The sequence below is a fragment of the Pirellulales bacterium genome, from assembly GCA_035546535.1.
GTDB lineage: Bacteria > Planctomycetota > Planctomycetia > Pirellulales > JACPPG01 > JACPPG01.
The window spans coordinates 1-13284 of sequence record DASZWQ010000008.1; the positions used below are offsets into that span (position 1 = coordinate 1).

Annotated in this window: 10 protein-coding genes; 5 read left to right on the top strand and 5 right to left on the bottom strand. The window is 63.6% G+C overall.

Annotated elements, in window-relative coordinates:
* The 3 genes from VHD36_00560 to VHD36_00570 all read right to left on the bottom strand — a co-directional run.
* Positions 1-748, bottom strand: a 748-nt coding sequence (locus tag VHD36_00560; GenBank protein HVU85780.1) for an ABC transporter permease, incomplete at its 3' end; no start/stop codon positions are given.
* A 166-nt stretch (positions 749-914) separates the two neighbouring features.
* The gene (devC, locus tag VHD36_00565) at positions 915-2045 is read right to left on the bottom strand and encodes an ABC transporter permease DevC (protein HVU85781.1); all 1131 of its coding nucleotides are present in this window, start codon (positions 2043-2045) and stop codon (positions 915-917) included.
* A gap of 49 nt (positions 2046-2094) precedes the next feature.
* Positions 2095-3264, bottom strand: a complete 1170-nt coding sequence (locus VHD36_00570) for an efflux RND transporter periplasmic adaptor subunit (GenBank protein HVU85782.1) — start codon at positions 3262-3264, stop codon at positions 2095-2097.
* 894 nt (positions 3265-4158) lie between these two features.
* Between VHD36_00570 and VHD36_00575 the strand changes: the two genes are divergently transcribed.
* Both VHD36_00575 and VHD36_00580 read left to right on the top strand, forming a co-directional pair.
* Positions 4159-4620 (top strand): hypothetical protein, encoded by a 462-nt coding sequence (locus tag VHD36_00575; GenBank protein HVU85783.1) that lies wholly within the window; start codon positions 4159-4161, stop codon positions 4618-4620.
* Positions 4621-4692: 72 nt separating this feature from the next.
* Positions 4693-4941, top strand: a complete 249-nt coding sequence (locus tag VHD36_00580) for a hypothetical protein (protein HVU85784.1) — start codon at positions 4693-4695, stop codon at positions 4939-4941.
* A gap of 240 nt (positions 4942-5181) precedes the next feature.
* Here the strand turns inward: VHD36_00580 and VHD36_00585 are convergent, their stop codons facing one another.
* Positions 5182-7446, bottom strand: coding sequence for a transglutaminase family protein (locus VHD36_00585; protein ID HVU85785.1), 2265 nt, complete (start codon positions 7444-7446; stop codon positions 5182-5184).
* Between the two features lie 267 nt (positions 7447-7713).
* On the opposite strand from VHD36_00585, the gene VHD36_00590 reads away from it, so the two are divergent.
* From VHD36_00590 to VHD36_00600, 3 genes are all read left to right on the top strand, one after another.
* Positions 7714-9141 (top strand): amidase, encoded by a 1428-nt coding sequence (locus VHD36_00590; protein ID HVU85786.1) that lies wholly within the window; start codon positions 7714-7716, stop codon positions 9139-9141.
* Complete coding sequence (locus VHD36_00595) at positions 9138-10205, top strand: tartrate dehydrogenase (protein ID HVU85787.1); 1068 nt, start codon at positions 9138-9140, stop codon at positions 10203-10205. The genes VHD36_00590 and VHD36_00595 overlap by 4 nt, the downstream gene beginning before the upstream one ends.
* A 180-nt stretch (positions 10206-10385) precedes the next feature.
* Positions 10386-11141, top strand: a complete 756-nt coding sequence (locus tag VHD36_00600) for a hypothetical protein (protein HVU85788.1) — start codon at positions 10386-10388, stop codon at positions 11139-11141.
* A 170-nt stretch (positions 11142-11311) separates the two neighbouring features.
* On the opposite strand, the gene VHD36_00605 is transcribed toward VHD36_00600, so the two are convergent.
* The gene (locus tag VHD36_00605) at positions 11312-12985 is read right to left on the bottom strand and encodes a multicopper oxidase family protein (GenBank protein HVU85789.1); all 1674 of its coding nucleotides are present in this window, start codon (positions 12983-12985) and stop codon (positions 11312-11314) included.
* Positions 12986-13284: the final 299 nt, after the last annotated feature.

The following is a 13284-nucleotide window of genomic DNA, read 5'->3' on the forward strand; positions in this document are numbered from 1 at the left end:
ACCCGATGGGAGTGCTGCGGCGCCAGAAACCTAGTTCCTGGTCGATGAACTGCTGCCGAGTCATCACGCGCACGTCGTCGGGTAGCGTGGCCTGCAGCGTCGCGAGCGCTTCGTGCTCGCGCACGCCGGGCTTGAGTTTAAGCAGGCCGACGTCGACGTCGGCGAGCTTGTCGCGCCGCGCGCCGGGAACGGTAAACAGGCGGCGGTACTCGTCGGTGCTGACGATCACGTTGCCGTCGTTAGCGAAATCGGTCCCCAGATCGAACAGGCCGACGACGCGCGTGGCATGGTCGGAAAGCTCGACTCTGTCGCCCACCCGCGGCTCGCCGTAATCCTCTTTCGAGCGACGGTCCATCAACAGCGTGCCGGGGACTTGCAACGCCGCGGCGGCCTCGGCCTCGATGGGCAGCACCGGCGCGCGCGGGTCGAACGCCAGCGCGCGGATCGGATGGCCCTGGCCAGTCTCGGGGTTTTTCCAGATCGATTGCCCCGTTTCGATATACAGCGGCCAGGCGGTGACGACGTCGGGGCAACCGAGCGCCTGAGCCAGCCGCCGCCGCGTGAAGGTCTCTTTTACAGAGAGCGTGTATCGGGCACTGCTGATCATCACCAGGTCGGCGTCCAGCATGCGGTGCAGCGCCACCGTGCTGTCGAACAGCGCATTGCGGAATCCCAACTGCATGAACATCAGCACCACGGCGAAACCGATGCCGCACACCGCCACCAGCAGCCGCCGCGGCTCGTGCACGAGGTTCTTCCAGGCCAGTGGTATGCGTTGGTTGGGCATTAGTGGGCGGTAGTCAGTAGTCAGTAGTCAGTAGTCAGTAGTCAGTAGTCAGTAGTCAGTAGTCAGTAGTCAGTAGTCAGTAGTCAGTAGTCAGTAGTCAGTAGTCAGTAGTCGGTAGTCAGTTTGCTCAGAACAAATCGGCGGGGTCGGCCGAGTGGACTTTGGCCAGTGACGCCATGCCCGAGATCGAGCACATGATGATCGACAGCAGTAGCACGCCGGCGGCGCGGCCGAGCGTCATTTCAATGGGGATATGCGTCATGTGTTCGGTCACCCGGTAGAGCAACTCGGCCAAGAGGAAGCCGGGAACAAAGCCCGCCAAAGCTAACATCAAGGCTTGTTCGAGAACGAGGCGCGACAGGTAACGTCGTGGGTAGCCGATCGCCTTCAACGTGGCGTACTCGGCGATGCGGCTGGAAATGTCGCTCGACAAGACCTGGTAAACGATCGCCGTACCAACCAAGAGCGCGACGAAGACGCCGAAGCCGAAGATCACGCCGACCGAAGTCTTGGTCATCCAGTGTCGACGCTCGTGGGCACCTAGCTCGTCGCGCGTGAAAACTTGCACGTCGCGGGGCAGCATCGCGCGCAGGGATTGCGCGACGGCATCGGGCTCTTCGCCCGGCTTGAGCCGCACGAGCCCCAGGCTGATTTCGCTCGGCCGGCGAAACGGCAGCAACCGGCGAAACGTCGAGCGGCTGGCCAACAGCGCCCCATCGGCGCCAAAGCCCGTTCCGAGCGTGAAATCTCCCACGACTTCGACCCGGTGCCGGCCCACTTCGCTCGAGACGCCCTCGTCGAGTGGGCCGAATTCGGAGCGGCTCAAGCGGTCCAGCAGCACGGCGTCCGCTTTCTCCAGTCGCTCTTGTTGATCGAGCACCTCAGGCAACGCAAACACGTGGTCGTGCGGATCGATCGCCATGAGCATGATGCCGCGGCGCTGACCGGTTTCCACGTTGCGCCACAGTTGAAAGCCCACGTCGAGCGCGCCGGTGCCGGCCACTTCGGGCAGCGAAGCCGCTTGCGCCAGGCGTACGCGCTCGATCGTGCCGGCCTTGGCCAGGTGCAGATATTGAGGCGAAGCGAGCAGCAGATCGAAATCCAAGTGGTCGTAGATGCGCGTGGCGGTCTGCCGTACCGAGGCCAGAAAGCCCAATTGCAACAGCACCAGCACCACGGCGAACGCCACGCCCGCCACGGCCACGACCGAGCGGGTTTTCTGGTGCAGCAAGTTCAGCCAGGCGAGTTGCGTTTTCATGCGTTCGGCGCCTGGGCTTGTGCTGCGCCTCGATCCGGGCACGAGCGCGTCACTGGTTTTTCGCTTGTTCGTCGGCCGGAGCGGCGCTCTCCGACGATTCGGTGTCGATCAACACGTCGACTTGAAGATCGACCAGGTCACCGGCCTCGCCGCTCTCATCCAGGCGAATGCGCGCGCGAAGGACGCGGGCGTCGGCCGCGGCGGTGGGATCGAGGCTGACGACCTGGTTCTTGGAAATCGTCTTCCCGACGCTTTCGACCGTGCCCTGGATCGGCGCCGACAGGGCGTCGCTCGTGACCAGCGCCGACTGGCCGGGATGCACGAGGTACACGTCCGTTTCGTAAATCTCGGCCGTGGCATACATTTGCGCGGTGTCGCCCAAGCGCAGAATGGGGCGCGGACCGATGGTTTCGCCCACGCGGGCCAGGATTTCGAGGATACGGCCGTCGCGCGGCGCACGAACGATCGACATTTCCAGCTTTTGCGCCGCGGCCGCCGCTCCTTTCTCGAGCGATTCGAGCTGCGTCGAGCTTTTCACCCGGTCGAGGTTCGCCCGAGCCGTTTGCAGCTTGGCTTTTCCCTCGCGCTCGTGGGCGGCCCGCGACGCGTCGAGCTTTGCCATTTGCGTGCGCGCGCTGTGCAGCTCGGCGCGGGCTTGCTTGACGAGGAGCTCCTGATGTTCTTGCTCTTGTGGCGAGACCGCGGCGCCGGCTCCCGCCAGGCGTTCCTGATCGCGCTGGGCAATCGTTAGATTCGATTCCAGGGCATCGATCTTGGCCGCCAGCGCCGACTTATCCAGATCGGCCACTTGCAGCTCTTCCAGGGCCGCTTCGGCCTCGGCCACCAGTGCTTCGGCATAAGCCCGTTCGGCCTGGCCGCGCGCTCGGGCCTCGGCCAGTTGGGTCTCGGCCAATTGTTGTTCGCTTTGCCGCAGGGGGTAGCTGCTCAGGTAAGCGAGCTCCTGGCCGGCCGCGACCTGGTCCCCTTCGGCGACGAGCAACTTGTCCAAACGCTCGCCGGCCATGCCGCTGACTTCGATGATTCCGCCGCGCGGCTCCAACCGCCCCAGAGCCGCCACACTGGGGCGCGCACGGCGGACCGAGGTCGTAACACTTTCTGTTCGCGCCGCACTCTCACTGTGCTTGCGACAGGAGATCAGCCCCGGAGCCGACGCAATGAATGCTACCCACACGAAGAATGCCCAGTCTCGTGTTGTCATCGACGCCCTGTTTCGACTCGGGAAAGTAAAGGGGCACCTTCGGCAGAATAGTCAACGTCCGGCATGGCCGCAACGTAACTTCGATGCTTCGTCGATTGCGGGGCGAGTTCGATGTGTTGCGGGGGAAGCGTGCGGTGGGCGTGGCGTCTCTGCGCAGCAGGCACTGCGCTGCCACATCGTGGATGCGGGCCCGCCGAATTCTGCGCTGACGATTGTCCGCTGGACGTCGATCGCTTGCGTCTCGTAGCTGCGGATGCGGGCGCACGTGCCGCGCCTCGTGGCCGGACGGCCAGCGTCCTCTCATCTGGATCAACGGTTCGCGAGTTCACGTCGCGTCGGAGGCGGGCGGCAGCGGGCCCGGCATGCCACGGGCGGAGTGTTTGGTGGGCCGAGAAAATCGGCCCTCGGACCCGGCTCTCACCAAAGCGGTGTCTCCCTTGCCCTGTGAAGATTCATTGGCTCGGTGAGAGATTCTCTAAGGCATTGATATATAAGGTCTTAAGTCGTGTTTCGTAACGGCCTCTCACCATGTTGGTGAAGGTTGGTGAGGGGCCATTTCGGGGTCAAAAACGGAGCTAAGTCCTTCCTGCTGGACGAGATCGAAGGCGGTCTTTGCGTGCCCCCATTTCGTGGCACGGCGCTTGCCAAGTGTTACGAGCGGCCGTGGCGCCAGCGATCAAGCGGGCTGCTCGCGCTACGGCCCAGGAAGTGTTTGCCGCGCGCGGGGCTGCCCAGCGTTCGCTTTGGGCTGGCGCGTGCATGCACGCCATGGCAGGGAGGCTCAACGGCGCAATTGATCTGCGCCGAGGGAATTCGTGTCGCCAACTCTCATCCACACGTTCTAGCTACGACAACACGATGCAACCTTCCAGGGAATTATCAATCGCGCCAGCGATGGCGCAGCCGCGTGCCGTATTGCGCGACGTGGACTCCGCTCAATGCCTGATTGTCGCGACCGACGACGCGCGCCGCGACAACCTGGGCTTCGCGGCGCGCGAAGGCGGATGGGATGTCACCTCGTGCGGCGACGTCGGGTCGGCCGTGACGCATGCCCGGCAGCGGTCGCTGCAAATGGCCATCGTCGATATCAGTGGTTCGGCCTCTGCGGATCGAGCCAGCTTTCGTTTTCTGGTCGAGCAGTTGGCCTGTACCAGCCGCATGTTGTTGCTGGTGTGCGGGAATCTGGACGACCCTCGCGAAGAAGTGTGGGCGAGACATTTGGGCGTGTGGATGTATCTGCCAGGCGCCATCGATGGAACGGAACTTGTCGGTTTGTGTGTTGCCGCGCGCGAGACCGTCGAGCGCTTAGCCGCGGTCAATCGTCAGCAGCGCCCGGCGCATGACATGAAGTTTTAATGAACTTCCCGAGGCGCGTGACCTCGGGGTTCACAACTTGTGTGAGTGGATTGGACGGTTCGGGCGAGACCCATGCCCGAACCCGGCAACTGGGATGGACGGTTCAACTACCGTCCGCAACTAAGAAAGGAACGCAGCATGCCGTCGTACAGCAACCTGTACCAGGACTACAGCGCCGACAACGAGTTCGACTACGGCCGTCGTCAGCCGGAGCGCTCGCCGCAACGGACCCGTCGCTCGACGGTGCGTCGCACGAGCACCTCGAAGTCGTCCAGCTTCAACGGTCTGCATCGCCGCCGCAACAAGCACTGGAACTGGTAGAGGGCTGGCGTGCGCTCTCGGTCGGACAGGAACGGATTCGTGACCGCGGAAATGATCTCCTCGCGTTCACGGCGCACTACCGTCTCCCGTGAAGACTTGCGCACACGCGACGCCTGACTCCTGCGTGGCGAACGATGTACGGGGCGATGACGTAGACCGCGGCCTTGCGGCGTGGTCTACGTCGTCGCCATAGTTTTTTGCTTTAAGCCGCGGAGCAGGCGCGCCCTTGTCGGTGGCTGCTCACTTGGCGCCGCGCTCGAGAATCGCGCGAAAATCGCGCAGCCGGTCGAGATCGATCTCCGGCGCTTCGTGTTCGAGCAAATAGTCGGCGTCTTGCCTGGCCCCGGCGTGCTCGCCCGTTTGCCAACGCAGCACGGCCCGCATGAATCGCTCGCGGTGCGATTCAGGAGTGATGGCCAAGAGCGCGTCCAGGTAGCGCAGCACGGCCTGTTCGTCGCCCTGCCGCTGCGCGACATTGATCAGGTTGTGCAGAATCCTCGCGACGATTGCCCGCTTGGTTATAGCGGCCTTGTGCTCTTCGAGGAGCGGCGTCTTGGTGGCTTCCAGAACCCGCGCGGCGGCTTCCTCGTCGCTGATCACCTGGCCGCCGTCAAACACGTCGATCAGGCGGCTGTCGCCTTTCTCCGGCGTGAAGCGGACGACGAAATGGCCCGGCAATCCCACGCCGTCGACCTTCAGCCCCAGCCGCTTCGCCAGCTCGATGTAGATGACCGACAGCGTGATCGGCAGACCCTGTCGGTCGTCGAGCACGTCGTTGATGTAGCTGTTGGCGCGCTGATAGTAAAACGTCCGGCTGCCGTGAAAGCCGCTCTCTTCGAAAAAAAACTTGTCGAGCGCCGCCAGCCGCGCCGCTTCCTCAGCGCCCTCGGGGAGCGTGGCCTTGAGCTCGGCAGCCATCCGCTCGACCAGGCGCCGATAGAACTCCGCGTCCACGTCCTCGTTATCCAATTGCGCGACACACAGACAGGCCGTTAGTAGATCGGCGCGGTCATCGGGCTGGGCCAAAAGTTTTTCGAGTTCGCCGATCACCTTGGCTTCGCGCAGCTTGCCGCTGAGCACGCGCAACTGCCGGGCCTGCCGCGTCAGACGCTCGGCCCGTTCCACAAGCGCGGCCGGCAACAGGTCGTCGCCCGCAGTGAGCTGCTCAGTGAAAGCCAGGTTAGGTACGGCGCCGACCGGTAGCTCGGTCAGCAACTTGTCGACACGGGCGGCAATGTCCGTGCTTGTGGCCGGCCGAGCAAGCTCTTTGGCAAGCTGAAAATTCTTGAACTCGGCGTGCGTGTCGCGGAATTTGGCCAACCCCACCTGGCCAGCGAGCGGCTGCGGCAAGGGCCAGGTAACGACGACCTGATCGTTCACCGAGCAGACGATTCGCGCCGCCTCGACGCGGACGTGCAGTTTGTTGAACTCGCCAGGCCGGTAGTGGGCGGACGTTTGCTGCGAGAGGATGGTCCAATTCACCAGGTCGGGCCCGTCGAAGCGCGTCAGTCGCAATCCGCCGCCGCTGGGATAAAAGCCGTAATGCTTGTCTTGGCCGTCGGCCGCGAAGACCAGTCCCGCGGCGCCCGCCTCGTCGTCCAAACGGACATTCACGCTCACTTCATAGGGCAGCTGCGGAGGCGATTCGCGCCACAGGCAGAGTGCTCGCCCGCCAAAACCGTCCCCCTCGCCGTCGACCAGGATGCGCCCGCCGCGTGTTCGCCAATTGGCCCCCATCACGACCTGCCACTGATCGGGATCGAGCGCGCCTTGCTTCAACCATTGCGCGATGGGCACCGGATTAGGTTTGGCGACGAGCGGCTTCAGATCATTGATGGCCACGGCAAAGCCAAGGTTCGACGTCACCGTCGATTTCAGCGTCAAGATGCCCTCGACGCGTCCCTGCATGTCAAGCAATGGTCCGCCGCTGTTTCCCGGCTCGATGGGGATGGCGAGTTGGATCATCGAGCGGCCGTCGATTTCGCGCATTCCCGAGACGACCCCCGAAACGACGCTGTGCCGCAGCCCTTGGGGATTGCCGAGCGCGACAACGGCTTGCCCTGCGCGCAACTGCTCGGAATCACCCAGCGGCAATGGTTGCAGCCCGCGCGCGTCGATACGGAGTATCGCCAGATCGAGGTGACGATCGAAGGCGTGTATCGCCGTCACATCGTAGCGCTTACCGCTGGCGAGCTGCACTTCGATCGGGCGGTTCGCGCCGATCACGTGCATGTTGGTGGCGATCAGCCCGTCGGCCGAGATGACGAAGCCGCTTCCGAGCCCTCGCGGCCGACCATCGCCGCCGCGGACCGAGATCACGGCCAGCGAGGGCCGCGCCCGCTGATAGACTTCCTCGACGTTGAGGGAGTCTTTTTCGGGTAACGCGTTCTCGGCCTTCGACGCGGCGGGCGACTGTGGGTCGTCATCATCGCCGCGCGCCGCGCTCACGCCCAATCCCATGACGACAGCGAGACAACAGGCCCAGGCGCGTGCAGCAGGGATCATGGAAAGCCTCTTCTCGTAATTCGTGCGGCGCGTCTGAATAACTTGCCGAGCCGTCAAGGTAACGTTCGGGCCGTTTGACACTCCTGGCGCGCGTCTCCATGATAAGAGTCCACCAGGCCGGAGGCAAAACGCCCGCTTCTGCTGCAAAAGTATTTCCGTAGCCGGGGTCTGCGACCCCTGGTCTGGAAAAGCGCGAGAGATCCCGGCCGCGCAGAGGCCGGCCACAGAAAGGCAAGGCACGTCGCGTCGTGCCCCACGCGTTCCCTTATGCCGGACGAACTTTGTTTTTTGACCGCCGAGCAACTGGCGGCAGAAATCCGCGCCCGGCGCCTTTCGCCCGTCGAGGCCGTCGACGCGGCGCTTGCCCAGGCCGATCGTCTGAACGGGCAACTGAACGCCATTGTCACCCGTTGCGACGAGCGGGCGCGCGATGCGGCACGCGCGGCGGAAACGGCCGTGATGCGCGGCGAAGACTTGCCGCCCCTCCTGGGCGTGCCGATTACGGTCAAAGACCTGCACCTGACGGCGGGCATTCGCACCACGCTCGGCTCGAAGTTGTTCGAAGACTTCGTGCCGCACAACGACCAGCCGATCGTCGAACGTTTGAAGCGCGCCGGCGCCATCATCATCGGCAAGACGAACACCTCGGAATTCGGGCTGATTCCGCTTGCGGCCAATGCTTTGTTCGGCGAGTCGAACAATCCGTGGGATCTGACATACAACACGGGCGGATCGAGCGGCGGCGCGGCGGCGGCCGTCGCTTGCGGCATGGGCCCCCTGGCCACGGCCAGCGACGGCGGCGGGTCGATCCGGATTCCGGCCAGCTTTTGCGGCGTCTTTGGTCTCAAGCCGCAAATGGGTCGCGTGCCGCATGTGCCGTTTCCGCGCGGCTGGGAATCGTTGTCGCATCAAGGGGTGCTGAGCCGCACGGTGCGCGACACGGCGCTGGCACTCGACGTATTGGCCGGCGCGCATCGGCTGGATCGCTGGAGCCTGCCCACGACGGGCCGCAGCTTTTTAGAGGCTTGCACGGGCGACGCGCGCGGGCTGCGCCTGGCGTGGTGCCCACGGCTGGGAAACTTGCCCGTCGAGCATCAGGTGATGGCAGTCTGCCAACAGGCGGCTGAGCATTTCGAGGCGCTCGGCTGCCACGTGACGCCGCTGGAACTCGATCTACCGGACCTGGGCCCGGCGCAACAAACGATCGTGCTGTGCGAAGCGGCGGTCGGCATGCAAGCCCGCCGCGCCGAATGGGAGCAAACCATTTTTCCGCCGACGCGGAAGATGCTGCCCAACGCCGACAAGCTGACCTATTACGACCTTGTGAAAGCCAACTGGGCGCGCGAAGAATACTGGGAGAGGTTTTCGCCGGTGTTCGACCAGTTCGATGCCGTGTTGACGCCCACCGCGCCGATCACGGCGACGCTCAACGGCACGCTCGGGCCGAGAGTCATCGAAGAGCAGACGGTGCGCGCGCTCTCCTGGCTGGGACACGTCGTGCCGGCCAACATGACGTGGCAGCCGGCGGCGAGCCTGCCGGTGGGCTTTGACGGACAGAACCTGCCAGTCGGCTTGCAAATCATCGGCCGGCAACACGACGAATGGACGGTGCTGCGCCTGGCAAGCGCCTATGAAGCGGCCCACCCCTGGACCGACAAGCGACCGCCGATCGTCGCTCAGAAAGGATCATCGTGAAGCGTTGGCAAGTGGCCGTTTATCCTGGCGACGGAATTGGACCGGAAGTGATCGCGCAGGCGGTGCGCGTTCTGCAGGCCGTCGAAGAGCGGCAGCAGGAGTGGTCGCTCGAATTGGTCGAGTTTCCGTGGGGCGTAAACTTCTACCGCGAGACGGGCCGCGTCGTTCCGGAGGATTTTCTCGACGTTCTGCGTCCCTTCGATGCCATTCTGCTAGGCGCGGTTGGCTGGCCCGCAGAATTGCCCGACCATGTGACGCTTGCCCCACTGGTCACCTTGCGGCAGCGATTCGATCAATATGCGTGCGTCCGGCCCGCGAAACTGTTTGCCGGGCTTAATAGCCTGTTGGCTGGCAAAGGGCCGGCCGACGTCGACCTGGTCGTCGTGCGCGAGAACTCGGAAGGGGAATACGTCGACAACGGCGGCCGCATCCGCCGCGGCACGCCCGACGAATACGCGGTGCAGACCGCGATCCACACGCGGCGCGGAGTGGAACGTATCTTGCGATTCGGTTTTGAGCTCGCGCGGTCGCGGCGCCGGCATTTGACCATGATCACCAAGAGCAATGCGCAGCGTTACGCCTATGTCTTGTGGGACGACGTGCTGGATGAAATTTCACCGCAATATGCCGACGTTGCGATCGACAAGCAGCACGCCGATGCCGCTGCGATGAACCTGGTGCGCCGGCCCGAGACATTTGACGTCGTGGTAGCGTCGAATCTCTTCGGCGACATCCTCACCGACCTGGCCGGCACGATCGCCGGCGGACTGGGCCTGGCGCCGAGCACGAATACGAATCCCGAGCGGCGCTTTCCCAGCATGTTCGAACCGGTGCATGGCTCGGCCCCCGATATTGCCGGCCGTGGCATTGCCAACCCGATTGCCGCCGTGTTGAGCGCCGGCATGATGCTCGAGTGGCTGGGCGCGGCCGACGCCGCGAGTCAGATTCGCACTGCCGTCGAACGGACATTGGCAGCCGGACATAAGACCGCCGATCTGGGCGGTAAGCTGTCGACCGAGCAAATGGGTGACCGGCTAGTCGAGGCGGTTGGACGAGGTCAGTAGGAACGCACGTGCGCTGCGATTTGAGATGCAACACTGGTGGACAAGCCACCAGTGGCACTAGTGGCACTCACAGCCGCCGACAGGGTGTCTAACATTCCCTGTCTGTTTGCTGGCTTGACGTTGATCATTTACCATACCGTCTGCGGTGACGCCCTTTCCCTTCGCGCTGGAGAGTCAACGATGTCGCAGATCTCTCGCCGCCGGTTTGCTCAGGATTCGCTGGCTACGCTGCTGACGATGTCTCTCCTGGAAACGGTTTTCCAGCACGAGGTTCTCGGGGCCGACGTCCGTCCGGCCGCGGCCGGGTGGTTGCGCGACATCGAGCAATTGGGCGAGGACTTGAAGGGGCAAAAGCTCGAACAACTTGTCTGGCAGCAGAAAGTCGAAGAGCTGTTCCGACAGGTGCCGCTGGCCGACATCCTGGCGCTCATTGATTTTGATCAGTTGTCGAGCGGCGTCAAATTCGTCGACAACGGCGCCTTGAGCTTGCGCTTCAAGTTCCCTGAGGTCGAAGGGGTGCCGAAGAATCTCGTCTACGGAAAGCAAATCTTCGCGCTCAAGAAAGATCGCTCGGTCGTGCCGCACGGCCATAACAACATGGCCACGGCGTTCTTGATTCTGAAAGGCGACCTGCGCGGACGGCACTACGATCGGCTGAAGGACGAGCCGGAGCATTACATCATCCGGCCCACGGTCGATCGCACGTTCACGCCGGGCGAATGTTCGACGGTGTCGGACTTCAAGGACAACGTCCACTGGTTCAAGGCAATCACCGAGCCAGCGTTCATCTTCAACTTGCACGTACTGTCGGTGAATCCCGACAATCGCGAGCCGACGGGCCGGCTGTACCTCGATCCCGAAGGCGAAAAACTCGCCGGCGGCCTGGTGCGCGCCCGGCAGTTGAGCTACGACGAGGCGCACCGGCTGTACGGCTAGCCGCCTGTCGCACATTTGATGCAAGGTTCGGGTGCCATGGCCATGTTCGCCGTGGCCATGCTGATTTCGCAAGGGACTAAGCGACTTTACGACCTGCATGCTCACGCAAGCGTGAGCATGGCACCGCGAATCTTCACTGTGACAGAACACCAGCAACCCGCGCCGTCGCGTCACGTAATCTCGATCACGCGGGCCATGCCGGTTGCGACGTGCCATTCGATGTGGCAATGAAAGAACCAGCGGCCGGGATTCTTCGCGCGCCATTCCAACAGTACGGTCTTGCCCGCCGGAATGTTGATCGTGTCTTTCTGCGGCGCACTGGTGAGGTTCGGGCGATCGGGATCGCCCAATACCGAAAAGTAATGCCCGTGCAGGTGGAACGGATGATCCATGCCTGTCGGGTTCTCCATGACGAAGCGCACGACTTCATCCGTCTTGAGTGAGATCGTGTCGGCCTGTGGATAGACCTGATCGTTGATGCTCCAGACGAAGGGCTGCATCGAGCCGCCCAGGCGCAGCCGGATCTCGCGCGGTTTTTTCACGGTCGGTACCGGATCGCGGGCGCGCATCTCTTCCGGCCGGAGCGCGCGCTCGCCCCAGACAACCGGCGTCGCGGCCGGCTCGCCTGCCGGTGCGTCGGGATAACGCAAGAGGGCCCGGGCCTCGTCGCCGGCCAGAGTCGCGGCGCGGATCCAGGATGTGCCCGATTTGTCGGCGCGGAGCAGCACGTCGTAACGCTCGCCGACGTTAATCACGAGGTTGTCGACTTCGATCGGTTCCAAGGGCGCGCCGTCGCTGGCCACGACGGTCAGTTGGTGGCCGTCGACCTGGAATCGCAATGCATAAGTGCTCGAACCGTTGATCAGGCGCAGCCGCAACGTCTCGCCCGGCTTGACGTCGATCGACGCCAGCGGCGCCGCGCTATCGCTGCCGAATCGTCCCCGTCCGTTGAAGAGGGCCGATTCAAACGGTACGTCGCCCAGGTCCGGCTTGCCATCCCCCATCTTCATGCCCGGCATTTTCATGCCGGCCATCGCGCCAGATTTTTCTGGCGTCTTGGCGGCGTCGTCTGCCATCTTGCCGGGCATCTTCTTAGTGGTATCGGCCTTGGTACTGTCGGCGGCAGGCATTTTCATGCCGGGCATCTTGTCGGCGCCCGCAGCGCCGCCTGAATCTTTCATCTTCATTGCGGCCATGCCGCCCGCGGAAGATTTCGTCAGGCCGGCCAGGATCGCTTCGGAGGATTGCAGGAACCAGTCATTGATCAGCAAGATTTCTTCGCGATCGTAAGGCGCGATGGGCTTGTCATCCTCGACGATCAGTGGCCCGAACAGCCCGTCGCCGTATTGCACGCCCGTGTGCGAGTGGTACCAGTGCGTGCCGGCGGGGGTCGCCACGAACTCGTAGACGAACTCCTCGCCGGGCGCGATCGGCGGCCGCGAAACACCGTCGACGCCGTCCATTTGCCAGGTGCCGGGCTGATGCTGGCCGTGCCAATGCACGCTGGTCGGCACGTCGAGTTCATTCTTCACGCGCACGCGCAGCTTCTGACCGAGCTTCGCGCGAATTACCGGGCCGGGCAGCTCGCCGTTGTAGCAAAGAATCTCGCGCGAGCGGCCGTCAGGCGAAGCCTGCTTCTTCGCCGCGCGCAACGTGTAATCGACGTCACTCTCAGGGCCTGGCGTCGCGCTCTCTTTCTTGCCCGCCGGAGCTGGCGCACACCCGGAGTAGACAAGAATCGCAGGCGAGATCGCGATTCCGCAGGCGCTTACGGCACTGCGACGCAGTAGCTCTCGACGGGAAAGCTCACCCGCGCGACCAGGGCGCGGTTCATCGATGAACATGGCGGTTCCTCCAGGCCATTGCTACCGCGCACACGGAGATCATAGAGTGAATCGATCTTCCTGCATCTCCTGGTTGGGCTACGGTCGCCTTCCGCTCCCCTCAGGGGCTTGAATAGTCCGGACACATGGGTGACAGGCGTTCGGAGACATGGGCGGCGCGCATTGTAGCGGCTCGTGTTCGCCAGGTCATGCGTTGGCGGACGGAGTGCAGCGTGCCGCGGGACTTTCGAACTCGTGCGAAGCTGAATTCCCGACGACGGATTAGGCCGGTATCGCGGAACGTGCGGGCTGTAGCGGCC

What these genes read in the sequence shown, in the direction of transcription:
- VHD36_00605 (HVU85789.1), bottom strand. Translation starts at nt 12,985, where the DNA reads ATGTTCATCGATGAACCGCGCCCTGGTCGCGCGGGTGAGCTTTCCCGT.
- VHD36_00570 (HVU85782.1), bottom strand. Translation starts at nt 3,264, where the DNA reads ATGACAACACGAGACTGGGCATTCTTCGTGTGGGTAGCATTCATTGCG.
- VHD36_00585 (HVU85785.1), bottom strand. Translation starts at nt 7,446, where the DNA reads ATGATCCCTGCTGCACGCGCCTGGGCCTGTTGTCTCGCTGTCGTCATG.
- VHD36_00575 (HVU85783.1), top strand. Translation starts at nt 4,159, where the DNA reads ATGGCGCAGCCGCGTGCCGTATTGCGCGACGTGGACTCCGCTCAATGC.
- VHD36_00590 (HVU85786.1), top strand. Translation starts at nt 7,714, where the DNA reads ATGCCGGACGAACTTTGTTTTTTGACCGCCGAGCAACTGGCGGCAGAA.
- VHD36_00600 (HVU85788.1), top strand. Translation starts at nt 10,386, where the DNA reads ATGTCGCAGATCTCTCGCCGCCGGTTTGCTCAGGATTCGCTGGCTACG.
- devC (HVU85781.1), bottom strand. Translation starts at nt 2,045, where the DNA reads ATGAAAACGCAACTCGCCTGGCTGAACTTGCTGCACCAGAAAACCCGC.
- VHD36_00580 (HVU85784.1), top strand. Translation starts at nt 4,693, where the DNA reads ATGCCCGAACCCGGCAACTGGGATGGACGGTTCAACTACCGTCCGCAA.